Annotated in this window: 20 protein-coding genes; 12 read left to right on the top strand and 8 right to left on the bottom strand. The window is 63.7% G+C overall.

Translation table 11 applies throughout. The annotated features are described in order from the left end of the window. Positions 1-2: 2 nt before the first annotated feature. Complete coding sequence (gene lptE, locus X757_RS152610; protein WP_023726126.1) at positions 3-599, bottom strand: LPS assembly lipoprotein LptE; 597 nt, start codon at positions 597-599, stop codon at positions 3-5. After that, positions 586-3,213 (bottom strand): leucine--tRNA ligase, encoded by a 2,628-nt coding sequence (gene leuS, locus X757_RS152615; RefSeq protein ID WP_023726125.1) that lies wholly within the window; start codon positions 3,211-3,213, stop codon positions 586-588. The genes lptE and leuS overlap by 14 nt, the downstream gene beginning before the upstream one ends. Positions 3,214-3,360: 147 nt before the next feature. Between leuS and X757_RS152620 the strand changes: the two genes are divergently transcribed. From X757_RS152620 to X757_RS152630, 3 genes are all read left to right on the top strand, one after another. Then, the gene (locus X757_RS152620; RefSeq protein ID WP_023726124.1) at positions 3,361-4,023 is read left to right on the top strand and encodes a YggS family pyridoxal phosphate-dependent enzyme; all 663 of its coding nucleotides are present in this window, start codon (positions 3,361-3,363) and stop codon (positions 4,021-4,023) included. A gap of 87 nt (positions 4,024-4,110) precedes the next feature. Further along, entirely contained in the window at positions 4,111-4,365 is a 255-nt protein-coding gene (locus tag X757_RS152625; protein ID WP_023700209.1) for a type II toxin-antitoxin system Phd/YefM family antitoxin, read from the top strand. A 154-nt stretch (positions 4,366-4,519) separates the two neighbouring features. Then, positions 4,520-5,569 carry an aldo/keto reductase gene (locus X757_RS152630; RefSeq protein WP_023726123.1) on the top strand — a complete coding sequence of 350 codons (1,050 nt, stop codon included), beginning with the start codon at positions 4,520-4,522 and terminating at the stop codon, positions 5,567-5,569. A gap of 51 nt (positions 5,570-5,620) precedes the next feature. Here the strand turns inward: X757_RS152630 and X757_RS152635 are convergent, their stop codons facing one another. Beyond that, positions 5,621-6,529: a LysR family transcriptional regulator gene (locus X757_RS152635; protein WP_023726122.1), complete on the bottom strand. Its 909-nt coding sequence runs from the start codon at positions 6,527-6,529 to the stop codon at positions 5,621-5,623. A gap of 126 nt (positions 6,530-6,655) precedes the next feature. On the opposite strand from X757_RS152635, the gene X757_RS152640 reads away from it, so the two are divergent. Together X757_RS152640 and X757_RS152645 are read left to right on the top strand one after the other, a co-directional pair. Next, positions 6,656-7,837 carry an MFS transporter gene (locus tag X757_RS152640; protein ID WP_023726121.1) on the top strand — a complete coding sequence of 394 codons (1,182 nt, stop codon included), beginning with the start codon at positions 6,656-6,658 and terminating at the stop codon, positions 7,835-7,837. A 43-nt stretch (positions 7,838-7,880) separates the two neighbouring features. Then, positions 7,881-8,915 (top strand): aldo/keto reductase, encoded by a 1,035-nt coding sequence (locus X757_RS152645; RefSeq protein WP_023726120.1) that lies wholly within the window; start codon positions 7,881-7,883, stop codon positions 8,913-8,915. Positions 8,916-8,975: 60 nt separating this feature from the next. Here X757_RS152645 and X757_RS152650 read toward each other — a convergent pair whose 3' ends face one another. Beyond that, positions 8,976-9,248 (bottom strand): usg protein, encoded by a 273-nt coding sequence (locus tag X757_RS152650; RefSeq protein WP_023668649.1) that lies wholly within the window; start codon positions 9,246-9,248, stop codon positions 8,976-8,978. A gap of 305 nt (positions 9,249-9,553) precedes the next feature. On the opposite strand from X757_RS152650, the gene acs reads away from it, so the two are divergent. Both acs and X757_RS152660 read left to right on the top strand, forming a co-directional pair. Next, positions 9,554-11,509 (top strand): acetate--CoA ligase, encoded by a 1,956-nt coding sequence (acs, locus tag X757_RS152655; RefSeq protein ID WP_023726119.1) that lies wholly within the window; start codon positions 9,554-9,556, stop codon positions 11,507-11,509. A gap of 9 nt (positions 11,510-11,518) precedes the next feature. Continuing rightward, positions 11,519-12,256, top strand: coding sequence for an MOSC domain-containing protein (locus X757_RS152660; protein ID WP_023726118.1), 738 nt, complete (start codon positions 11,519-11,521; stop codon positions 12,254-12,256). A 66-nt stretch (positions 12,257-12,322) separates the two neighbouring features. On the opposite strand, the gene X757_RS152665 is transcribed toward X757_RS152660, so the two are convergent. Further along, positions 12,323-13,591, bottom strand: a complete 1,269-nt coding sequence (locus X757_RS152665) for a cyclopropane-fatty-acyl-phospholipid synthase family protein (protein WP_023726117.1) — start codon at positions 13,589-13,591, stop codon at positions 12,323-12,325. A gap of 387 nt (positions 13,592-13,978) precedes the next feature. Next, positions 13,979-14,848 (bottom strand): transglutaminase family protein, encoded by an 870-nt coding sequence (locus tag X757_RS152670; protein ID WP_023726116.1) that lies wholly within the window; start codon positions 14,846-14,848, stop codon positions 13,979-13,981. 180 nt (positions 14,849-15,028) lie between these two features. Here X757_RS152670 and X757_RS152675 point away from each other — a divergent pair, with 180 nt between their 5' ends. Beyond that, the gene (locus X757_RS152675) at positions 15,029-15,694 is read left to right on the top strand and encodes an HAD-IA family hydrolase (RefSeq protein ID WP_023684076.1); all 666 of its coding nucleotides are present in this window, start codon (positions 15,029-15,031) and stop codon (positions 15,692-15,694) included. A gap of 125 nt (positions 15,695-15,819) precedes the next feature. Here X757_RS152675 and X757_RS152680 read toward each other — a convergent pair whose 3' ends face one another. Continuing rightward, positions 15,820-16,026 carry a DUF1674 domain-containing protein gene (locus tag X757_RS152680; RefSeq protein ID WP_023688862.1) on the bottom strand — a complete coding sequence of 69 codons (207 nt, stop codon included), beginning with the start codon at positions 16,024-16,026 and terminating at the stop codon, positions 15,820-15,822. A 105-nt stretch (positions 16,027-16,131) separates the two neighbouring features. Between X757_RS152680 and htpX the strand changes: the two genes are divergently transcribed. Both htpX and X757_RS152690 read left to right on the top strand, forming a co-directional pair. Next, a complete protein-coding gene (htpX, locus tag X757_RS152685; protein WP_023726115.1) occupies positions 16,132-17,157 on the top strand; it encodes a zinc metalloprotease HtpX in 1,026 nt (341 codons plus the stop codon). Continuing rightward, positions 17,148-18,533, top strand: coding sequence for an RsmB/NOP family class I SAM-dependent RNA methyltransferase (locus X757_RS152690; RefSeq protein WP_023726114.1), 1,386 nt, complete (start codon positions 17,148-17,150; stop codon positions 18,531-18,533). The genes htpX and X757_RS152690 overlap by 10 nt, the downstream gene beginning before the upstream one ends. 19 nt (positions 18,534-18,552) lie before the next feature. Here the strand turns inward: X757_RS152690 and X757_RS152695 are convergent, their stop codons facing one another. Next, positions 18,553-19,491, bottom strand: a complete 939-nt coding sequence (locus X757_RS152695) for a phytanoyl-CoA dioxygenase family protein (RefSeq protein ID WP_023668640.1) — start codon at positions 19,489-19,491, stop codon at positions 18,553-18,555. A 78-nt stretch (positions 19,492-19,569) separates the two neighbouring features. Between X757_RS152695 and X757_RS152700 the strand changes: the two genes are divergently transcribed. Together X757_RS152700 and X757_RS152705 are read left to right on the top strand one after the other, a co-directional pair. Next, positions 19,570-20,424 (top strand): AraC family transcriptional regulator, encoded by an 855-nt coding sequence (locus X757_RS152700; RefSeq protein WP_373432832.1) that lies wholly within the window; start codon positions 19,570-19,572, stop codon positions 20,422-20,424. Positions 20,425-20,641: 217 nt separating this feature from the next. Next, positions 20,642-22,366, top strand: coding sequence for a heparinase II/III family protein (locus X757_RS152705; protein WP_023668638.1), 1,725 nt, complete (start codon positions 20,642-20,644; stop codon positions 22,364-22,366). Positions 22,367-22,399: the final 33 nt, after the last annotated feature.

The raw sequence follows: 22,399 nt of genomic DNA, 5'->3' as shown, positions 1-22,399 counted from the left end.
GCTCAGGCCTTCTTGCCGTGCCTGACCAAGTCCTGGGCGACCGACAGGCTCACCATTTCAGCCAGTTCACGCGCGGCGCGGTTCTCGGCGTCGAGCTGCGCCCGGTAGGAAGCGAACTCCTGCGTCGGCTTGTCGAAGGATGACGGGATCGAGCGCTTGCCGGTGGCGATGACCACACCGGTCTTGGCATCGGTGAGCACATAGCTTGCAGTTAGCGTCACCGTGCCTGCCGTCGGCTCGTCTTCGTCGGTCTGGATCTGCACCACCGCGGCCGATTCGACCAGTTCGGTGACGCCGAGATCGAGCATGTAGACCGGCGCCGGCGGCTCGCCGGCGCCTTGACCAAAGGCAAATATCAGATTGTTGCGGACCTGCTGGGCGTAGCGGGTCTTGACCGGCTTGACCGCGACCGACGCCAGTTCCGCTGAAGCGCTGAGCGTCGAGCCGGCCGTCAACGGCGCGCTGGAATAGAGCGGCCTGACCGTACAGGCCGAAACCAGCGCCATCGAAGCGACCATACCGTACAGCGCTGCGCGGCGCAGCAAGCGCGCCGTCTTTTCCAGATCAGGCCCCATCCTTCTGAAGTCAAACAACGACATTGACGATCCTCTGCGGCACGATGATCACCTTGCGGGGCGCCTTACCTTCCAGCGCTTTCTGCACGAAGTCGAGAGCCAGAACCGCTTTTTCGACCGCACCTTGGTCCGCGTCGCGGGCAATTGTCAAATAGCCGCGCATCTTGCCGTTGACCTGGACCGGCAGCACAACCTCGTTGTCGACGACCAGCGCCGGGTCGTAGACCGGCCAAGGCCGTTCGGCGACCAGATCAGTGCCGCCCAGCGTGTGCCAGCACTCCTCGGCCAGATGCGGCATGACCGGCGCGACCACATGCACCAGGATCTCCACCGCCTCGCGGCAGGCGCCTTTGAGCGCCGCATCGGCCTTGCCCTCGCCGACGTCGTTGAGCGGCGTGTTCAAGGCATTGGCCAGTTCGTAGATGCGGGCGATGGCGCGGTTGAAGCCGAGCTTCTCGATGTCCTCGCCGATGGCCTTCAGGATCTTGTGCGCGGCCTTGGAAACGGTACCCGCCTCGCCATCCTTGGCCGCCTGCGGTTTGACGCCGTCGAGCGTCTCGGCGGCAATCGACACCAGGCGCCAGACGCGCTGGATGAAGCGATGCGCGCCGGCGGCGCCATCGTCTGTCCATTCGACGTCGCGCTCGGGCGGCGAATCCGACAGCATGAACCAGCGTGCGGTGTCGGCGCCGTAGCCGTCGGTGATGTCTTCCGGGCTCACCGTGTTCTTCTTCGACTTCGACATCTTTTCGAGCGAGCCGATCGCTGCCTCTTCGCCGGTAGCGATCTCGATGGCGCGGCGCGTGCCGCCGGCATCCTCGATCCTGACCTCAGCTGGCGACAGCCAGCGGCCATTGTTCGACGCACCGCCGACGCGGTAGGTCTCGTGCACCACCATGCCTTGCGTGAACAGGCCCTTGAATGGCTCGGCGAGGTCGAGATGACCGGTTGCGCGCATGGCGCGGGTGAAGAAGCGCGAATAGAGCAGATGCAGGATCGCGTGCTCGATGCCGCCAATATACTGGTCGACTGCCAGCCAGTCATCGGCAGCCTTCGGCTCGGTCGGCTCATTGGCCCAGGGCGCGGTGAAGCGCGCAAAATACCACGACGAATCGACGAACGTGTCCATCGTGTCGGTCTCACGCCGCGCATCCTTGCCGCATTGCGGGCATTTCACATGCCGCCAGGTCGGGTGACGGTCGAGCGGATTGCCGGGACGGTCGAACTCGATGTCGTCGGGCAGCTTGACCGGCAGGTCGGCTTTCGGCACCGGCACCACGCCGCAATCCTCGCAATGGATCATCGGGATCGGACAACCCCAATAACGTTGCCGCGAAATGCCCCAGTCGCGCAGGCGGAAGTTGACCTTGCGCACGGCCATCGGCCGGCCGCCGATGGTCTTCTGCTCCAGCAGTTTCGCGACCTCGTCGAACGCCTGCTCCGGCTTCATGCCGTCGAGAAAGCGCGAATTGATCATCACGCCATCGTCGACATAGGCCTCTTCCGTGACCTGGAAGGTCTTGGCGTCGGCATCTTCGGGCATCACCACCGGGATCACCGGCAGGCCGTATTTGTTGGCGAAGTCGAGGTCGCGCTGGTCGCCGGACGGGCAGCCGAATATGGCGCCGGCGCCGTATTCCATCAGCACGAAATTGGCGACATAGACCGGCAGCGTCCACGAGTCATCGAACGGATGGACGACGCGGATGCCGGTGTCGAAGCCTTTCTTCTCGGCCGTCTCAAGCGCAGCCACCGAGGTGCCCATGTGACGGACCTCGTCGATGAACTTGGCCAGCTCGACATTGTTCTCGGCGGCCTTCCTGGCCAGCGGATGGTCGGCGGCGACCGCCATGAAAGAGGCGCCGAAGATGGTGTCGGGCCTGGTGGTGTAGACTTCCAGCTCATGCGCATCACCCATCGGGGCGGCCAACGGCCAGCGGATCAGCAGCCCTTCCGAGCGGCCGATCCAGTTCTGCTGCATCAGCTTGACCTTTTCCGGCCATTCGCTGAGGCCGTCCAGCGAGTCCAGCAGGTCCTGCGCGTAATCGGTGATCTTGAAGAACCACTGCGTCAGCTCACGCTGTTCGACCAGCGCGCCCGAACGCCAGCCACGGCCGTCGATGACCTGCTCGTTGGCGAGAACGGTCATGTCCTCCGGGTCCCAGTTGACCTTGGAGGATTTGCGCGTCACCAGCCCTTTCTCGACGAAATCGAGAAACAGCATCTGCTGGCGGTGGTAATAGTCGACGTCGCAGGTGGCGAACTCGCGCGACCAGTCCAGCGACAGGCCCATCATCTTGAGCTGCTCGCGCATGGCGGCGATGTTGGCGTAGGTCCATTCCTTGGGATGGACCTTGTTCTGCATCGCCGCATTTTCGGCCGGCATGCCGAACGCGTCCCAGCCCATCGGATGCAGCACGTTGAAACCCTTGGCCCGCTTGTAGCGCGCCACCACATCGCCCATCGTGTAGTTGCGGGTGTGGCCGATATGGATCTTCCCCGAGGGATAGGGGAACATCTCCAGCACGTAGTATTTCGGCTTCGGATCGTCGTTATGCGCTTCGAACAGCTTCTTTTCGGCCCAGGCCTTCTGCCATTTGGGCTCTGACGCGCGCGGATTGTATCGTTCGGTTGCCATCGGATGATTTTCACTTAAAAGCAGGCGCAGACCGCCGGACAAGGCCCGGTGGCCAAGGTAAATGTCGTGGCGGTGTTCACCATGGATTGCCGGACCCGTCAACTGCGGTGAGCCGGCGAGGGCTAGAAAGACAGGCAGGATATAGGCATGGCGAGCGCCGTCGAACAGTTTTTCGCCGTCAGGACGAGGATCGCTGCCGCCGAGCGCGAGGCCGGCCGCGACGCCGGCTCCGTGACGCTGGTTGCTGTGTCGAAGACTTTTGAGGCCGACGCCATCCGCCCGGTCATCGAGGCCGGCCAGCGCGTCTTTGGCGAAAACCGGGTGCAGGAGGCGCAAGGCAAATGGCCGGCGCTGAAAACTGAATTCCCCGACATCGAGCTGCATCTGATCGGCCCGCTGCAGTCGAACAAGGCGAAGGAAGCCGTCGCGCTCGCCGACGTCATCGAGACCGTCGACCGCGAGAAGATCGCCGCCGAACTCGCCAAGGAGATCGCTAGGCAAGGCCGTGCACCAAAACTCTATGTCCAGGTCAATACCGGCTCGGAGCCGCAAAAGGCCGGCATCGAGCCGCGCGACGCCGTTGCCTTCGTTGCCCGCTGCCGCGATGTCCACGGCCTCGCCATCGAAGGCCTGATGTGCATTCCGCCGGCGCATGAAAACCCCGGCCCGCATTTCGCCCTGCTGGAAAAGCTCGGCAAGGAGGCCGGCGTCGCCAAACTGTCGATGGGCATGTCCGGCGACTACGAGACAGCGATCGCCTTCGGCGCCACCAGCGTCCGCGTCGGCTCGGCGATTTTTGGCACCCGGTAGTCGTCGGCTTCGCGAGACACCTGTCGATCCCCGATTTTTCGAGCTTGTATCGAGCTCATCCGGCCGAGTTAGCGAGGACTATTCTTCTTGGACTGGCACCTCAGGGACGCAAGAAACAATCTTTCGAAGCTTGTGCGACAGGCGCGCGAAGAAGGGCCGCAAACCATCACCTTGCGCGGAAAGCCAGCTGCCGTCGTGTTGTCTCCTGATGACTATGACCAACTGATCGGCGCAAAGCCTTCGCTTGCGGAATATCTCCTCTCCGGTCCCGCATGGGACGACGATTTCGTCGAGGAGGTCAACCGCCGCTCAGAGACGATGATCCGACCCGTGGAATTCTGATAGATTTTCGACACAAACATCGCCTCGCGCATCTCGCCACGGTTGACGAGTTCTATGGGGCCAGATGCATCCGGTCGATTACGCCACGACTGGAAACGAAACGGACCGTTCCTATTTGATTGGCGTCATCACCAAATCTTCTGGAGCCGCCACCATGCGCTACAATCAACTCGGAAATACGGGGATGTTCGTCTCCGAACTCTGCCTCGGCACCATGACCTTCGGCGTCGCCGGCGAGAATGCCCAATGGGGCCTCATCGCCAGCCTCGACCAGAAGGGCGTCAACGGCATCGTCGGCCGTTCCATCGCCGCCGGCGTCAATTTCTTCGACACGGCCGACGTCTATTCATTCGGCCAGTCCGAACGCCTGCTTGGCCAGTCGCTCAAGGATCTTGGCGTCAAACGCTCGGACGTCGTCATTGCCACCAAGGTGCATGGCGCCATGGGCCAGGGCCCGAACGAGCGCGGCTCTTCGCGCGGCCACATCATGGATTCGGTCGAGGGCAGCCTGGAGCGGCTGCAGCTAGACCATATCGATCTCTACCAGCTGCACGGCACCGACACCGTGACGCCAGTCGACGAGACGCTGCGGGCGCTCGACGATCTCGTTGCCAGCGGTAAGGTCCGCTATGTCGGCGTCTCCAACTGGGCGGCCTGGCGCATCGCCAAGGCGCTGGGCGTTGCCGAGCGCAAGGGATTTTCCCGCTTCGAGACCATCCAGTCCTATTACTCGATCGCCGGCCGCGACCTCGAGCGCGAGATCGTGCCGCTCATCAACGAGGAAAAGCTCGGCCTGATGGTCTGGTCGCCAATGGCCGGCGGCCTGCTGTCGGGCAAATACGGCCCCGGCGCGCCCGGCAATGGCGAGGGCCGCCGCGCCGCCTTCAACTTCCCGCCGGTCAATGAGGACCGCGCCTGGGCAGCCGTCGCCGTCATGCGCGACATCGCCAAAAAGCACGGCGTCAGCGTCGCCACGGTGGCGCTCGGCTATGTCCTGGCCAAACCTTTCGTCATGAGCGTCATCATCGGCGCCAGCCGCATGGAGCAGCTCGAGCAGAACCTTGCCGCGGCCGAGGTGAAGCTCGACGCCGACGATCTCGCCAGACTGGATGAGGTCAGCGCGCTGCCGGCCGAATATCCCGGCTGGATGCTGGAGCGTCAGGGCGCCGGTCGCCGCCCGGCGCCGTTCACCCCGAAGAAATAGTCACCGCTGTCGCCTGATGCTTGGGGGGTCATCTGGCTCCCCAAGGTCTTTTCAGCTCATCCGCACGCTCTCGACCAGAAAGTCGAGAAACGCCCGCACCCGTGCGGGCAAATGCCGGCCTTGGCCGACATAGACGGCGTGGGTAGGCTCCTCGTCGCCCGGATTGAAATCCTCCAGCAGCGCCGTCAGCCGCCCCGCCGCGATGTCATCGGCCACATGCCAGTGTGCCAGCCGGGCGATGCCGGCGCCGCCGACCGCCATCAACCGCATCGACTCGCCATCGCCGACCAGCGTGTTTCCGGTGATCGGCACCATGACGGCGTTCCCGGTTGCATCGACAAACGACCAGCCATCGACATGCCGGACAAAGCCGAAAGCCATGCGATTGTGCCGGTCGAGATCTGCTGGAACCAGCGGCGTGCCATGCGCCTTGAGATAGGACGGTGCGGCAACGACTGTCATCCGGCTTTGCCCGAGCTTGCGCGCCACCAGCCGCGACTCGCCGAGCGGCCCGGCGCGGATGGCGACGTCGGCACGTTCAGCCATCAGATCGATGACGCTGTCGGTCAGCACCAGATCGACCGAAATCCCGGGGTAGCGTCCGAGGAAATCAGGCAGCAGCGGGATCAGCCGATGCACCCCGAAGGGCACATAGCAGTTGACGCGCAGCCGTCCGCGCGGCGCGGCACCCACGGCGGCCTCGCGCTCGGCCGCCGCCATATCGGCCAGGATGCGCACCCCGCTGTCATAGAACGCCGTCCCTTCCGGCGTCAGCTGCAGCTTGCGCGTGGTGCGGGTGACCAGCCGCGCGCCGAGCCTTGCCTCCAGTCGCGCGATCAGCTTGCTCACCGCCGACGGTGTCATACGCAGCGAACGAGCCGCAGCCGAGAAGCTGCCCGCCTCGACGACGCGGACGAACACTTCGATCTCGCCGGAACGGTTGATATCGGGTCTGGCCATCTGTGAATCTATTTCACAGGAAATATGCCCAAGGCAAGCCTGGTTCACAAGGCATGGCTACACGATCTCTAGGATCGGGGCGCAGGTTTGGACAGGGCGCTCATCGCGTTCGAACTGGAAACCGCCATGCCTCTTGCTCTCTACGCCCTCGCTGCCGGCGCCTTCGGCATCGGTGTCACCGAATTCGTCATCATGGGCCTGCTGATCGACGTCAGCAAAGATCTCGACGTCTCGATCTCGGCCGCCGGCCAGTTGATTTCGGGTTACGCCTTGGGCGTCGTCATCGGCGCGCCGCTTTTGACCATCGCCACCGGCAACTGGCCCCGCAAGACCGTCCTTCTGGCCCTTATGGCGATCTTCACGCTCGGCAACCTCGCCTGTGCGATCGCCCCCGACTACTGGACGCTGATGGGCGCCCGCATCATCACCGCCCTTGCCCATGGCACTTTCTTTGGCGTCGGCTCGGTGGTTGCCACCGGCCTGGTCGCACCCAACAAGAAAGCCTCGGCGATCGCGCTGATGTTCACCGGCCTGACCATCGCCAACATCCTCGGCGTGCCCTTCGGCACCTGGCTCGGCCAGACCTTCGGCTGGCGCGCCACCTTCTGGGCGGTAGCTCTGGTCGGTCTCGCTGCCTTCGCAGTGATCCTGCTTCTGGTACCACGCAGCCAGACGGCGCCCGAGAAGACCAACCTGCGCGCCGATCTCGCCGTGCTGCGCCGCACGCCGGTGCTGCTCGGCCTCGCCACCACCGTGCTCGGCTACGCCGGCGTCTTCGCCGTCTTCACCTACATCGCCCCGCTGCTCACCGAGATCACCGGCTTCAGGGAAGCCGCCGTGTCGCCGATCCTGCTCGTCTTCGGCGGCGGTCTTATCGCCGGCAATCTGCTTGGCGGCAAGGTCGCCGACCGCTGGTTGGTGCCGGCGGTGCTCGGCAGCCTCGTGGTGCTGGCGTTGGTGCTGGCCACAATGACCTTCGCCGTCCACAGCCAAATCCTGGCCGTCATCTATGTCGGCCTGCTTGGTGCCGCCGCCTTCGCCACCGTGGCGCCGCTGCAGATGTGGGTGCTGGAAAAGGCGCAAGGCGCGGGCCAGAGCCTCGCCTCGTCCTTCAACATCGCCGCCTTCAACCTCGGCAATGCCGCCGGCGCTTGGCTTGGCGGCGCGGTGATTGCCCATGGCCTCGGCCTCGGCTCACTAACCTGGATCGCCGCTTTGCTGCCGGTCGCGGCTCTTGGCGTCGCTGCCCTGGCGCTGCGCCTCGATCGCGCCCCCACAATCGGGGCGCCGGTCTGCGCCCAGTCATGAGCATCACGCGCAATCCTTCTTCGACATCATCAAGGAGCATAAAATGGATTATCGACGTCTCGGCGCATCGGGCCTGAAAGTGCCCGCACTCTCTTTCGGCGCCGGCACTTTCGGCGGCTCCGGGCCGCTGTTCGGGGCCTGGGGCAACAGCAATGCCAAGGAAGCGCGGCGGCTGATCGACATCTGCCTCGAGGCCGGCGTCAATCTGTTCGACACCGCCGATGTTTATTCGAACGGCGCCTCCGAGGAAGTGCTTGGCGAAGCCATCAAAGGCCGCCGCGACGCGGTGCTGATCTCGACCAAGACTTCGCTGCCGATGGGCGACAGACCGGCCGACTACGGCTCGTCGCGCTCGCGGCTGATCAAAGCCGTCGACGCCGCCCTGAAGCGCATGGGCACCGATTACATCGACCTGTTGCAGCTGCACGCCTTCGATGCCGGCACGCCGATCGAGGAGGTGTTGTCGACGCTGGACGACCTCGTGCGCGCCGGCAAGCTGCGCTATGTCGGCGTCTCCAACTTCTCCGGCTGGCAGGTGATGAAATCGCTGGCGGAAGCCGACAAGCATGGCTACCCGCGCTACGCCGCGCATCAGGTCTACTACTCGCTGGTCGGTCGCGACTATGAATGGGAGCTGATGCCGCTCGGTATCGACCAGGGCATCGGCGCGCTGGTGTGGAGCCCGCTCGGCTGGGGCCGCCTGACCGGCGAGATCCGCCGCGGCCAGCCCCTGCCGGAAAAGAGCCGGCTGCACGACACCGCCGATTTCGGCCCGCCGGTCGCGGACGAACATCTCTACCGGGTCATGGATGCGCTTGATGCGATGGCTGAAGAGACCGGCAAGACCGTGCCGCAGATCGCCATCAACTGGCTGTTGCGGCGCCCGACCGTGTCCTCCGTCATCATCGGCGCCCGCAACGAGGAACAGCTGCGCCAGAACCTCGGCGCCGTCGGCTGGGCGTTGACGCCGGAGCAGGTCAAAAAGCTCGACATGGCAAGCGAAGTGACCGCGCCCTACCCGTACTTCCCCTATCTCCGCCAGGAAGGTTTCGCCCGGCTGAACCCGCCTGCGGTGTGATCACACGACGTTGAAGCTGCCAATCTCCCCCCTTGCGGGGGAGATCAGCTATACTGCCGCTCAGTGCAGCACGAACTCCCCATCCACCTTCCGCCATTCGTTCGGCGCGATCAGCTTCTGGTGCGTGTAGCTGATCGAATGCAGCGGCCCGTCGAGCCTGGCCTTCCAGAACTCGATGAACTTGATCAGCACCGGAAACTTCGGCGCCAGATCGTAATCCTGCCAGATGAAGCTCTGCAGCAGATGCGGGTGGTCGGGAAAATGGTACAGAATCTTGGCCGTGGTCAGGCCATACCCCTTGAGCATCAGGTCCATTTCGGAATGATCGCGCATGACAGCCCCTTGGCCTAGTTGATTCTCCATTCCTCCCAACACCGAATTGTGCGCGCCGTTCCTTAACTGTCTATGATTTTCCTGATCCCAGTCGGGTTTTATGCACGAAAACATGCAGTTAGCAGCGACCGCTGCCGAGTGCTGATGCAACCGAAACGGGAGCTGCGGCATCCCGCCACGCGAATCCAACGTCTAATGTTGCCGTCAGCGCGGAACTGTTAATAATGCCGCCGAATTCGCGGCTGCGTCGCCGTGATCCTGGCTGAGGTCAAGCCGGCGGGGTGGTTTGGGAGGAAAGTGAAGACATGTCCGAGGTGAAGATCCACCGCGTCCAGCCGGCGTGGAAGAAGAATGCGCTGATCGACAACGACACCTACCTCAAATGGTATGCCGACAGCGTGAAGAATCCGGACAAGTTCTGGGGCAAGCACGGCAAGCGCATCGACTGGTTCAAGCCGTTCAGCAAGGTCAAGAACACCTCCTTCGAGGGCAAGGTCTCGATCAAATGGTTTGAGGACGGCGAAACCAACGTCTCCTACAACTGCATCGACCGCCATTTGAAGAAGCGCGGCAACCAGACAGCCATCATCTGGGAAGGCGACAATCCCTACGACGACAAGAAGATCACCTATAACGAGCTCTACGAGCATGTCTGCCGGCTCGCCAATGTGATGAAGAAGCACGGCGTCAGGAAGGGCGACCGCGTCACCATCTACATGCCGATGATCCCGGAAGCGGCCTACGCGATGCTGGCTTGCACCCGCATCGGCGCCATCCACTCGATCGTCTTCGGCGGCTTTTCACCGGACGCGCTGGCCGGCCGCATCGATGACTGCAAGTCGACCTTCGTCATCACGGCCGACGAGGGCCTGCGCGGCGGCAAGCCGATCCCGCTGAAGGAAAACACCGACAGAGCGATCGAAATCGCCGCCAAGGCCGGCACCAAGGTCGATAAGGTGGTCGTCGTGCGCCGCACCGGCGGCAAGACCGGCTGGGTTCAGGGACGCGACATCTGGTACCATGACGAGATCGCCACGGTGAAAGGCGACTGCAAGCCGGAGAAGATGAAGGCCGAGGATCCGCTGTTCATCCTCTATACCTCAGGCTCGACCGGCAAGCCGAAGGGCGTGCTGCACACCACCGCCGGCTATCTCGTCTATGTCTCGATGACCCACCAATATGTCTTCGACTACCATGATGGTGATATCTACTGGTGCACCGCCGATGTCGGTTGGGTCACCGGCCACAGCTACATCGTCTATGGCCCGCTCGCCAACGGCGCCACCACGCTGATGTTCGAGGGCGTGCCGAATTACCCCTCGCAGTCGCGCTTCTGGGAAGTCATCGACAAGCACAAGGTCAACATCTTCTACACTGCGCCGACGGCACTGCGCGCGCTGATGGGCGCCGGCGACGAACCGGTGAAGAAGACCTCGCGCAAGTCGCTGCGCGTGCTGGGCTCAGTCGGCGAACCGATCAATCCGGAAGCCTGGGAGTGGTATTTCAACATCGTCGGCAACGGCAAGGTGCCGATCGTCGACACATGGTGGCAGACCGAGACCGGCGGCATCCTGATCACGCCGCTGCCCGGCGCCACCGACCTCAAGGCTGGTTCGGCGACGCGGCCCTTCTTCGGCATCAGGCCGCAGCTGGTCGACGGCGAAGGTAGGGTGCTGGAAGGGGCGGCCGACGGCAATCTCTGCATCGCCGATTCCTGGCCCGGCCAGATGCGCACCGTCTATGGCGATCATTACCGCTTCGTGCAGACCTATTTCTCCACCTACAAGGGCAAATACTTCACCGGTGACGGCTGTCGCCGCGACGCCGATGGCTATTACTGGATCACTGGCCGCGTCGACGACGTCATCAACGTTTCCGGCCACCGCATGGGAACGGCCGAGGTCGAATCGGCGCTCGTCAGCCATGAGAAGGTGTCGGAAGCAGCTGTCGTCGGCTATCCCCACGACATCAAGGGCCAGGGCATCTACAGCTACGTTACCTTGATGAAAGGCGTGGAGCCGAGCGAGGAACTGCGCAAGGAGCTTGTCGCCCATGTCCGCAAGGAGATCGGCGCAATCGCCTCGCCCGACAAGCTGCAGTTCGCGCCCGGACTGCCGAAAACCCGCTCCGGCAAGATCATGCGCCGTATCCTGCGCAAGATCGCCGAGGACGATTTTTCCGCGCTCGGCGATACCTCGACACTGGCCGATCCGGCCGTGGTCGATGATCTGATCGCCAACCGCCAGAACAAGAAGGGCTGAGGGGATTTGATGGCTGCACTGGGCGCAGTCACGGAGCTCTGGCGTTACCCCGCTAGTTCGCTTGCCGGCGAACGCCAGGACGCCATTTCGGTCGGCCTTGAAACCATCGACGGCGACCGGCTGTTCGGCCTTGTCGATGTCTCGGACAATGAGATCGCGCGGCCCGACCGCGACGCCAAGTGGCACAAGGTGCCGCGCATCCGCACCCGGCTGAGCAAGGACCGCAAGCTGGAGATCGCCGTTCCCGACGGCGACTGGCTGGTAGCGCCGGGCGCTGAATGCGACAGCGCCGTCTCGACCTATCTCGGCTTCGCCGCCTCGATCCGGCCGTTCAGCCAGGACAACGCTCCCGGCTACACCGGCCCGCTGACCGCGGCGCGCTACCGCAAAGCGCCGATCCATCTCTTGACCACCGCATCGCTGGCCCGGCTCAAGGCGCTGCACCCCGAAGGCATTCCCGATCCGCGCCGCTTCCGCCCCAACATCGTCGTCGACATGGCGGCGGTCGAAGGCTCGTTTCCCGAGACCGAATGGATTGGCCGCAAGCTTGCCATCGGCGACCTGCTGGTGACCGTCTCGGAGCCGTGCCGCCGCTGCGGCTTCACCATCATCAGCCAGGACGGCTTTGACCACGATCCCGGCATCCTGCGCAATCTGGTCCGCCACAACGCCCATAATCTTGGCGTCTATTGCACTGTGGACAGGCCTGCCCGTGTCGAGATCGGCGCGCCGATGCGGTTCGTGTAGGCCTCTACCGCGAGGCAGCGAATCGCAGACCTTGGAAAGCGTGGGGTTCGGCCCCGAATCCTATCCCTACCGATACAGATCCGCCCGTGTCGGCGGCAGCCCGCTCGGCCCGCGTGCGCGTTTGGTGACGACGGTCTGAAAAATCTGCGCCGAGGCGCGCTCGAAGGTGATCGAGCAGCCGGTGAGATAAAGCAGCCACAGCCGTGCCTTGGCCTCGCCGACTTCGGCGACCGCCTCGTCGAAGCGAGCCTGTAGCCGCTCGGCCCACAGCCGGCAGGTGCGCGCATAGTGCTCGCGCAGATTCTCGACGTCGTAGACCAGGAAGCCATGCGCCTCCAGATTGCCCAGCGTCATGCCGATCGTGTCGAGTTCGCCGCCTGGGAAAATGTATTTGAGCAGCGCCTTGAACTCCGGCCCCTTGCGCAAGGTTTTCTTCAAGTCGCCCTTGCTGCGCCTGGTGATGGCGTGGTGCAGATAGATGCCGCCGGGCTTCAGCAAGCGATGGATGGTCTTGAAATAGGTGGCGTGGTTGGCGAGGCCGAGATGCTCGAACATGCCGATCGACGATATCTTGTCGAAGGAGCCTTTGAGCTCCGTATAGGATTTGATTTCGATGGTGATGCGGTCCTGCAGCCCTTCGGCGCGGATGCGCTCGCGGGCGAGATCGGTCTGCGCCTGCGACAGCGACACGCCATGGCCGACGACGCCGTAATTTTTGGCCGCATGGATCAGCATGGCACCCCAGCCGCAGCCGATGTCCAGCAGCTTTTCGCCCGGCTTCAGCCTGAGCTTGCGGCAGATATGGTCGAGCTTGTCGGCCTGCGCCTGGTCGATGCCATCGGCGAAATCCTTAAAGTAGCCGCAGCTGTAGACCATGCGCTCGTCGAGGAAGAGCCGGTAAAAGGCATTCGAAATGTCGTAGTGATGCTGGATCGCCTCCTGGCTCGACCCGCTGACATAGGGGTTGCGACCCGACAGATCGGTGCGTGCACTCATCTGCTTGCGTGACAGGAGCACCGCCGGCAAGTCGCGCAGGATCGCCAGCTTCGGCAGCGACTTGAGCTTGGTCCTGAGCTTGCCTTGCGACGGCAGTGCATAAAAATCGAAAATCGTCCCGTCTTCGATGTCTATCGTCTTGGAAATCCACATCTCGATCAGCGTCGACAACGATGGCCGCTTCACCACCTGCCAGACGATGTCCTGGTCGTTGATGGTGAGCACGGGCCCGGTGGCGGGACCGATCCGCTCGCCGGTCCACAGCTTGACCGCAAAACCCGGCTTCAGCGTTTCGATCACCGTTCGCACGATGCGCGCGGCCTTCTCGGCTGCCTCCATGGCCATCCTCCCGAGTCCTGACAATCCACCTTGCATGGATTTTGCCCGCCCGCGCGGCTCTTCGCAACCCGGCGCAAAAGGCGGCTCGCCAGCTATTTCAAACCGGCATCTTGTTTTTTGCTGCAACGCACCCCATCATCTGTACGTGTTCAACAAATCGAAAGGAGGTGATCCGATGTCGAGTGATTTCGTTTTCCAGAACGTGGCCTCAGCGGATTGCACTTTCGGGAAGCAGTCTTCCCGTTAAGGCGCGATAAGCGCGGCGGGTGACCTCGGTCGCCGCCATTGGCCGCGCCACGGACGGAAACACGGAAGGCCGCCGGCTTCGTCAAGAAGCGGCGGCCTTTTCCATTTCCGGATTGTGTGTCGAAGCGGATCAGAATCCGGTCACGCCAGCATCCGCGCGCTGACCGTCTTGTCGACGCCGTGATAGGGCGGATTGAACAGCTTGCCCTCCTGCTCATAGGTCCAGACCTTGAACAGCGAGAGTTGGTGTGGGCCGAAGCTGTGCAGCAGCGGCACATCCGTGGCATCACGACCGCGCGCGATGACGACGCGGCCTATCCTCGGACGATTATGACGGGGGTCGAACGTGTACCATTTGCCGTCGAGGAACACTTCCATCCAGGCCGAAAAGTCCATCGGCGCCGGGTCGGCCGGTACGCCGATGTCGCCGAGATAACCGTTCACATAGCGGGCCGGGATGTTCATGCAGCGGCAGAGCGTGATCGCCAGATGGGCGAAGTCGCGGCATACACCAACCTGCTCCTCATGCGCTTGGGCTGCGGTGCGCGTCGACCGCGCATAGCCATAGCCGAAGGACAGCCGGTTGTGGACATAGTCGACGATCGCCTGCACCCGCGCCCAGCCGGAGGGAACATGGCCGAAAAGCTGCCAGGCCAGACTGCTCAGATGATCGGTCTCGCAATAGCGGCTGCCGAGGAGGTAGCCGAGCACATCGTCCGGCAGTTCCGCCACCGGCACTTCCCTGGCCAGCGTGTTGACCGCGTCAGGCTCGCCGCTGTCCTCGACGGCTGCGTCATAGAGAATGCGGAAACTGCCGGCGGGTACGGTGAAGCGGCGGCAGGTATTGCCGAACAGATCGTGATAGACCTTGCTCGGCACTGAAGGCGACGTCAGCACGCGCGTCTGCCGTTTGATGTCGGCCTGACGATCCCTGTGGATATCAAGCAGCGAGATGACCGGCGTGGCGCCGACGCATTCAATGGCGATTTCGTAGCCGAGCCGGATCAGCACAATGATTGCCCCTTCGATCCCGTGGAAAACAGTATGCTCAAAACGCCAGAGGCGGGACCATGGTTCCCTGGAACTATCGAAAAGGCTCTCCCGCGGCTTCCCAGGCAGGCGTGGCGACGTTACGGTCGCACGACATGTTTTGACCCTCCCGAAACGATCCCTAACCCCGTGGAAAATCTGATGTTTGCAGGCAGAAAATTCGCCGCGTTCCTGTTCGATATGGATGGTACGGTGCTCAATTCGATCGCCTCGGCCGAGCGCGTCTGGGCGGCGTGGGCGCTTAAGCACGGTCTCGACGTCGAAGCCTTCCTGCCGACGATCCATGGCGTGCGGGCGGTCGAGACCATCACCAGGCTGGCGCTTCCCGGCGTCGACCCTGTTCATGAGGCGTTTGTGCTTTTGCAGGCCGAGTCGGACGATGTCGAAGGCGTGCTGCCGATCGCCGGCGCCGTGCCGTTCCTCAACGCTTTGCCGCCAGAGCGCTGGGCGATCGTCACCTCGGCGCCGCGCCCGTTGGCGCTGCTGCGCATGCGGGCCGCCGGCATCCCGGTTCCCGCCTTGGTGGTCGCGGCCGAGGATGTGTCTCACGGCAAACCGGCGCCAGACTGTTTCCTGCTGGCGGCAAAACGGCTCGGCGTCGACATCGGCGATTGCCTGGTCTTCGAGGATGCGCCGGCCGGCATCGCCGCCGCGGAAGCAGCGGGAGCGTCGGTGATGGTGATCAGCGCCACTCACCAACATCCAATGACGACTCAGCACAACTCGATTGGTGGCTATGAAACCGTCTCCATCGCCATCGATGACAGCGGCTGGATGACGCTGGGGGCACAGCGCAGCGCGGCCTGAGAACTGGAGAACTGGAGAACTGGAGAACTGGAGAACTGGAGAACTGGAGAACTGGAGAACGGCTGTGCGCCTTTTTCTTCAACGCTTCAGTTCACCAGTTCCCCAGTTCTTCCGTTCCTGAACCCCTAGAAATCGCTAGCCAGTCCCTTCACTTCCCAGTCGCCGTAGCGGCCGGGTTCCTTGCCGCCGCGGCCGCCGATTTCCTTCGGCAACGCAGCTTCCTTCTGGCGATACGCTTCACGGCGCGCCTCGGCTTCAGCCAGCGCTCGGCTGGCCGCCGGCGTCAGGTCCTTCTCCCGGTCGGCATCAGCTTTGCTGGGTTGGTCGGTCATGCGATAGTCCGGGCGGATTGAAACCAAGGGCGGCGTTTCCCATCATATAGCCATGAGTTCACCCCGATCGACCTTTTTTTGCCACGGCCGCACAGGGAGCAGATGATGAGCACGCTACGCACCACCATGCTTCTGGCCGCGATGACGGCGCTGTTCATGGGCGTCGGTTTTCTGATCGGCGGCACCGGCGGCATGATGATCGCCTTCCTGGTCGCCGCGGGCACCAATCTGTTCAGCTACTGGAATGCCGACAAGATGGTGCTGTCGATGAACCACGCCGTCGAGGTCGATGCCAGGAACGCGCCCGAATTCCACGCCATCGTCGAGGCGTTGGCCAAGCAGGCCGGCCTGCCGATGCCCAAGACCTATCTGATCGACAATCCGCAGCCGAACGCCTTCGCCACCGGCCGCAATCCCGAGAACGCCGCGGTCGCGGCCTCGACCGGGCTGCTGGAGCGCCTGTCGCATGAGGAGGTGGCGGCAGTCATGGCGCATGAGCTGGCCCACATCCAGCATCGAGACACGCTGACCATGACCATTGTCGCGACACTCGCCGGCGCCATCTCGATGCTCGGCAATTTCGCCTTCTTCTTCGGCGGCAGCCGCGACAACAACAACCCGTTCGGCTTTGTCGGCGTGCTGGTGGCGATGCTGGTCGCGCCCTTCGCCGCCATGATCGTGCAGATGGCGGTCAGCCGCACCCGCGAATACGAGGCCGACCGGCGCGGCGCCGAAATCGTTGGAAATCCGCTTTGGCTGGCATCAGCGCTTGACAAGATCGCCCGCGGCGCCGAACGCATCCGCAACCCGGATGCCGAACGCAATCCCGCGACCGCGCATCTCTTCATCATCAATCCTCTTCACGGCGAGCGAATGGACAGCCTGTTTTCGACCCACCCGAACACCGACAACCGCATCGCCGCGCTGCAGGCGATGGCGCGCGACATGGCAGGCCGCCAGCCGGCGCCGCGCCAGGCGCCGACGCCAGAGCCGATCGAAGAATTGCCGGCCGATGCCGAGCAAGGTCCGTGGGGTAAGGCAGCACGCCCCACGCAGCCGACCAAACCGGCCAAGCCGAAAGCCAATCCGTGGGGCCGCAATCCGACCGGACCCAAAGGTCCGTGGTCGTGAGCGGCGCCAGATCCCGGCCCGCACATTCAGGCGATCGCGAAAACAGCTCGGACGAATTCGTCGCCGGCCTCGCCGCGCGCAAGGCCGCGGCGCGGCTGCTGGCCGCCGTTATCGACGCCAAAACGCCGCTCGACGGGCTGACGGACCACGAGAACGGCCACCCGCAATACAAGGTGCTCGACCTGCGCGACCGCGGCCTGGTGCGCGCCATACTGGTGACCGCGCTGCGCTACCGCATGACCATTGCCGGGCTCCTCGCCCGCCGCCTTGAAAAGCCGCTGCCGCCCAACGCCACAGCGCTGTCGCAAATCCTGCATGTTGCGGCGGCGCAGATCCTGTTCCTCGACATCCCCGACAGCGCCGCCGTCGATTTGGCTGTGACCCACGCCAAGTCGGACCCACGCACGCAGCGCTTTTCCGGCCTCGTCAACGGCGTGCTGCGCACTTTGGTGCGCGCCAAGGAAACCGAACTGCCGGCAGCTCTTGCCGCCACCGATGAGGCGCCAAAATGGTTCTCCGATCGCCTGAAAGCTGCCTATGGCCCTGAGATGACCAGACAGATCCTGGCGGCGCATCGCGTTGAGGCGCCGGTGGATTTCACGGTCAAGGCCGATCCCGAACTGTGGGCCGAAAAGCTCGGCGGCATCGTGCTGCCGACCGGCACGGTGCGAGTGGAAAAGCTCAGCGCCTCCGTCACCGAACTGCCGGGCTTCAGCGAAGGCGCATGGTGGGTCCAGGACGCCGCCGCCAGTTTTCCGGCGCGGCTGTTCGGCGATGTCAAAGGATTACGCGTCGCCGACCTCTGCGCCGCCCCCGGCGGCAAGACCGCTCAGCTTATCCTTGCCGGCGCCAAAGTCACCGCCTTGGACACCTCGAAGAACCGGCTGGCGCGGCTGACGCAGAACCTCGAACGGCTTGGGCTGTCCGCCGAGATCGTGCAGGCCGATCTGCTGAAATACCAGCCGGCGGAGCTTTTCGACGCCGTCCTGCTCGACGCGCCCTGCTCTTCCACCGGCACGGTTCGGCGCCACCCGGACGTGCCATGGACCAAGACGGTAGCCGACGTCGAAAAGCTAGCCGATCTGCAAGCAAAGCTGCTCGCCCGCGCCGTCACTTTGGTCAAACCGGGCGGCCGGATTGTTTTTTCCAACTGTTCGCTGGACCCGATCGAAGGCGAGGATCTGTATCGCGCCTTTCTGGCCGGCAACAAGACCGTCGCCGACGATCCGCTGCAGCCCGGCGAAATCGCTGGCATCGACGCCTTCCTGACCCCGCAAGGCACGCTGCGCACCACACCCGCCGATCTTGACCTTGGTTCGCCAGGGGTTTCCGGCCTGGACGGCTTCTTCGCCGCCCGCATGCGACGTCTGGCCTGACTCCGACGCGACGACATGCCTAAAGCATGTCGTTCAGACTCCAGTGCTTCCCCCACCTCGCATCGATCTCATCATCGACATTCTGGTAGCGGATATCGGTGGAGAGCCGGATACGCCCCTCCGCGCTCTGGTTGGTCGTCGAGGCGTGGATCATATAGGGCGAGTGGAGGACGACATCGCCGGCCTCGAAATCCGCGATCAGCCAGCGTGTATCGAACCGCTCCGCCATGTCGGGCAGGTCCTTCGACACCCAGCCGCCCTCGCTCATGTTCCTGTTGTAGGCGCTGATGCGCTCCTGCGGGCTCAGCCCGGCATTTTCCCTGGCGAACCGGGCCTCCATGTCGAGGCCGATGGCGTGCGATCCCTCGAGATAGACCAGGCCGCCCATGTCGACGGGAACGTCGCCGATCGGGATCCAGGCAGTGACGATGCGGCTGGTGCCGCCGCGCAGATAAACGAGGTCGTAATGCGCCGGCGTCGCCACGGTGGTGCCCGGTTGGGTGAAACGCATGATCTTGCGCTTGTGCAAATAGGACAGCCCGCCGACGAACGCATCCATTAGCCGGGCCATCAGGGGCTGTGCGCAGAACCCTTCATAGGCGGTGGAGCGAACCAGCGCCATCAACCGGCGATCGGCGAGCTGACGGTCGAACGTTCCGGCGGCCGCCGCCAGGCCAAGCGCGGGATCGGACCCGGGCTGCAGCAAGCCGGTGTCGGCCAGATACGAAAACACCCAGCCGCGAAAATCGATGACGTCGCGGCGCGGCAGCATACTTTTCAGCCAGACATAGCCTTGCTCGGCAAGGAGGCCGCGAATGGCATCGATGCCGACCCCGGCGTCGGTTGGCACGAGATGACCCAACCGGTTCGGCGCCATCGATAATGTCTTGCCGTTGGCGTTCAGATCGATTGACGCAACAGGAATCCGTCGTTGCGTGCCACCTGTTGAGCTTGACATTTCAGCCACCTGCGATTTTCCATCCTTAGCTGGAAATGCCATACTGTTCGCACGCTCGCCCATGGACGGAACGAAGCCATGGACTTTTCGCTCATGAACGATCACCCTTACGCGCTCTACAGATCCGCACCGGCCGCGGCCGGCGGCCTGTCGGTTACAGGGATTGGTCGGCATCGCGTCACGCAGGCGATCCAAGCGCGCAAATTGCCGGAATTCGCCGTGGTGCTGATTGAGGATGGTCAAGGCTGGCTTGAAACCAGGACAGCCGGCATGCAGACGATCCGAGCGCCGGCCCTGTTCTGGCTGCTTCCCGGGAGGATGCATTCCTACGGGCCGGATGCATCGGGATGGCTCGAACGCTGGGCGCTCTTCGACGGCGCCTTGATACGCGATTTCACCCGGCTGCGGCTGATCGCCGAGGACGCCCCTGTCGTCCCCTTGCGCGACCTCGGCAAAATGCAGCGGCTGTTCGACAGGCTGCATGGTGAGCTGTCGCTCGATACGATGCTGAGCCAGGCAGAAGCCGCCGCCACGATGCATCGCATCGTCGTGCGTGCTGCCCGCCAGGCAATGGATTGGAACAACCGTCAACGAAATCCCGGCTTCCAGCATGCCGACATGCAGCCCATCATCGACGAATTGCGCCGCTGCGCGTGCGACCCGGTCGATCTCGATGCCTTCGCCGCAAAATTCTCGATGTCGCCGGCAACCTTGCGGCGCAGATTTGCGCGGGCAGCCGGCATGTCGCCCAAGGCCTTCCAACTGCGCACGAGGCTCGACCGCGCCAAACAGATGCTGGCCGCCTCCGATTCGCCCATCGAGTCCATTGCGGCCGCCGTCGGCATCCACGACGCCTTCTATTTCTCCCGTCTGTTTCGCGACCGGGAAAACTGTTCGCCCAGCGAATTTCGGTCTCGCCACAACCGCAAGTGAGTGCCGGATTGCCGGGCTTAAACCCGCGAAGCGCTTGACTTTTTTCGGGGCGGGTCGGTGGCCGGCAGCGTGAGGCGCTTCACGTCGGCGGAATTCGACTTCGCACAAGTTCTTGAATCATATAAGCTTGTGCTGGGGTACCGGAACATGATGCCGAAAAGTGTGACGCGGTTTTCGGGCGACAGCATGCTCTATCTCCAGGCGACGAGGAGGGGTTTTGGCACTGGCTGCCGGCAGCACGACACGTCTGTGGACGCTTGTCGCTAAGGAGTTTTGGCGCAAGACGCGCCGGCGCCTTCGCGCAGGGCCAGTCTATCGCTGGCGCTATTCCGGGCGCACGCCCGAACGCGTCCTGATTGCACCGCCCGACCTCAGGCTCGCCGATCCGCAGATCGCGCTCGAGATTTATTATGGCCGCTATCCGCTGTCGGGACATCTGGTCGAGACCGGCGGCAAATCGCCATTCCAGATCGACGTCGCCAACCGCGGCTGGGTGAAGACGCTGCACGGCTTTCGCTGGCTGCGCCATATGCGCGCCGCCGGCACCGAGCTGGCCGCCGCCAATGCACGCGCGCTTGTCTCCGACTGGATCGCCATGCATGGCAACCAGATTTCCGGCATAGCCTGGGAGCCCGGCACCACCGCCAAGCGAGTCATTGCCTGGTTGCAACACTCCTCGGTTGTCCTACAAGGGGCCGAATTTCCGTTCTATCGCGCCTTCCTGAAATCGCTCGCCGTGCAGATCCGCTATCTCCGCTCGATGGCGCGCGAAATGCCGGACGGCAAGGACAGGCTGCGCGCTCGCATCGCGCTTGCCTTCGCCGCGCTGTCGCTGCCGGCGCCGGCCTCGGCACTGCGCGGCGCCACCCGCAACCTGGCGGAAGAACTCGACCGCCAGATCCTTCCCGATGGCGGCCATATTTCGCGCAACCCGATGGCGGTGCTCGAATTGCTCGCCGATCTCCTGCCGCTGCGCCAGACCTATGCCAATCAGGCAGAAACGCCACCGGCCGCCCTGATGGGCGCCATCGACCGCATGCTGCCGGCGCTGCGCTTCTTCCGCCATCAGGATGGCAGCCTCGCCCGCTTCAATGGCATGGGCGCCACCATCCACGACCGCATTGCCACCATCTTGCGCCACGACGACACCGCCGGCGCGCCGCTGCTGCACGCGCCGCATTCCGGCTATGAGCGGCTGTGTATGGGCGGCGTTACGGTAATTGCCGATACCGGCCCGTCGCCGGCCGTCGATGTGTCCAACGCCGCGCATGCCGGGTGCCTGGCCTTCGAACTCTCGTCCGGTCGCCAGCATTATATCGTCAATGCCGGCATCGACACCTATGGCGCCGCCGAATTCCGGCCGCTGGCCCGTGCCACCGCGGCGCATTCGACCGCCACCATCAACGACACCTCGTCGGCGCGGTTTTCCCATTCGCTGCGCGTCAACGACCTGCTCGGCTCACCCTTGCTCGGCGGCCCGCAGCATGTGCCTTGCAAGCGCATCGACCAGAAGGGCACGCAAGGGTTCATCGCCCGCCATGACGGCTATATGCAGCGCTTTGGCTTCCTCCATGAGCGCGAGCTGAAACTGTCGAGCGAGGGCAATGTGCTCGCCGGCAGGGATCGCTTCCTTCGCCCGGGCGGTGCGGCGATCCGCAACAATGGCCGCGACTTCGTCGTGGTGCGCTTCCACATCCACCCTGATATCAACCTTTTGCAGGACGAGCATGACCGCCTGGTGCTGACCGCCGACCAGGCCGACACCTGGGTGTTCACCTGCACCGAAGTGGTGCCGGAGGTCGAGGAATCGATCTATTTCGCCGGCCTTGGCGGCCCGCGCCGCAGCCGCCAGATCGTGCTCGCCTTCAAGGCCTCGGAGATCGCCGAAGTGCATTGGCAGCTCACGCGCACTGGCATCGCCGGCTATCCCGAGCACAGCTGAGCGTCGTTGCCGGCGCCGGCTTGATCGAGCTTC

It is taken from the genome of Mesorhizobium sp. LSHC412B00 (assembly GCF_000503035.1).
GTDB lineage: Bacteria > Pseudomonadota > Alphaproteobacteria > Rhizobiales > Rhizobiaceae > Mesorhizobium.
Note: the sequence above shows the minus strand (reverse complement) of the source record. Positions and strands in the feature narration are given on the sequence as shown.

Excerpts from the sequence above, each read along its gene's own strand:
- X757_RS152650 (WP_023668649.1), bottom strand. The coding sequence starts at position 9,248 with ATGCGCGATCATTCCGAAATGGACCTGATGCTCAAGGGGTATGGCCTG.
- X757_RS152660 (WP_023726118.1), top strand. The coding sequence starts at position 11,519 with ATGGCTGCACTGGGCGCAGTCACGGAGCTCTGGCGTTACCCCGCTAGT.
- X757_RS152695 (WP_023668640.1), bottom strand. The coding sequence starts at position 19,491 with ATGTCAAGCTCAACAGGTGGCACGCAACGACGGATTCCTGTTGCGTCA.
- htpX (WP_023726115.1), top strand. The coding sequence starts at position 16,132 with ATGAGCACGCTACGCACCACCATGCTTCTGGCCGCGATGACGGCGCTG.
- X757_RS152665 (WP_023726117.1), bottom strand. The coding sequence starts at position 13,591 with ATGGAGGCAGCCGAGAAGGCCGCGCGCATCGTGCGAACGGTGATCGAA.
- X757_RS152620 (WP_023726124.1), top strand. The coding sequence starts at position 3,361 with ATGGCGAGCGCCGTCGAACAGTTTTTCGCCGTCAGGACGAGGATCGCT.
- lptE (WP_023726126.1), bottom strand. The coding sequence starts at position 599 with ATGTCGTTGTTTGACTTCAGAAGGATGGGGCCTGATCTGGAAAAGACG.
- X757_RS152700 (WP_373432832.1), top strand. The coding sequence starts at position 19,570 with ATGGACTTTTCGCTCATGAACGATCACCCTTACGCGCTCTACAGATCC.
- acs (WP_023726119.1), top strand. The coding sequence starts at position 9,554 with ATGTCCGAGGTGAAGATCCACCGCGTCCAGCCGGCGTGGAAGAAGAAT.
- X757_RS152640 (WP_023726121.1), top strand. The coding sequence starts at position 6,656 with ATGCCTCTTGCTCTCTACGCCCTCGCTGCCGGCGCCTTCGGCATCGGT.
- X757_RS152635 (WP_023726122.1), bottom strand. The coding sequence starts at position 6,529 with ATGGCCAGACCCGATATCAACCGTTCCGGCGAGATCGAAGTGTTCGTC.
- X757_RS152645 (WP_023726120.1), top strand. The coding sequence starts at position 7,881 with ATGGATTATCGACGTCTCGGCGCATCGGGCCTGAAAGTGCCCGCACTC.
- X757_RS152630 (WP_023726123.1), top strand. The coding sequence starts at position 4,520 with ATGCGCTACAATCAACTCGGAAATACGGGGATGTTCGTCTCCGAACTC.
- X757_RS152680 (WP_023688862.1), bottom strand. The coding sequence starts at position 16,026 with ATGACCGACCAACCCAGCAAAGCTGATGCCGACCGGGAGAAGGACCTG.
- leuS (WP_023726125.1), bottom strand. The coding sequence starts at position 3,213 with ATGGCAACCGAACGATACAATCCGCGCGCGTCAGAGCCCAAATGGCAG.
- X757_RS152675 (WP_023684076.1), top strand. The coding sequence starts at position 15,029 with ATGTTTGCAGGCAGAAAATTCGCCGCGTTCCTGTTCGATATGGATGGT.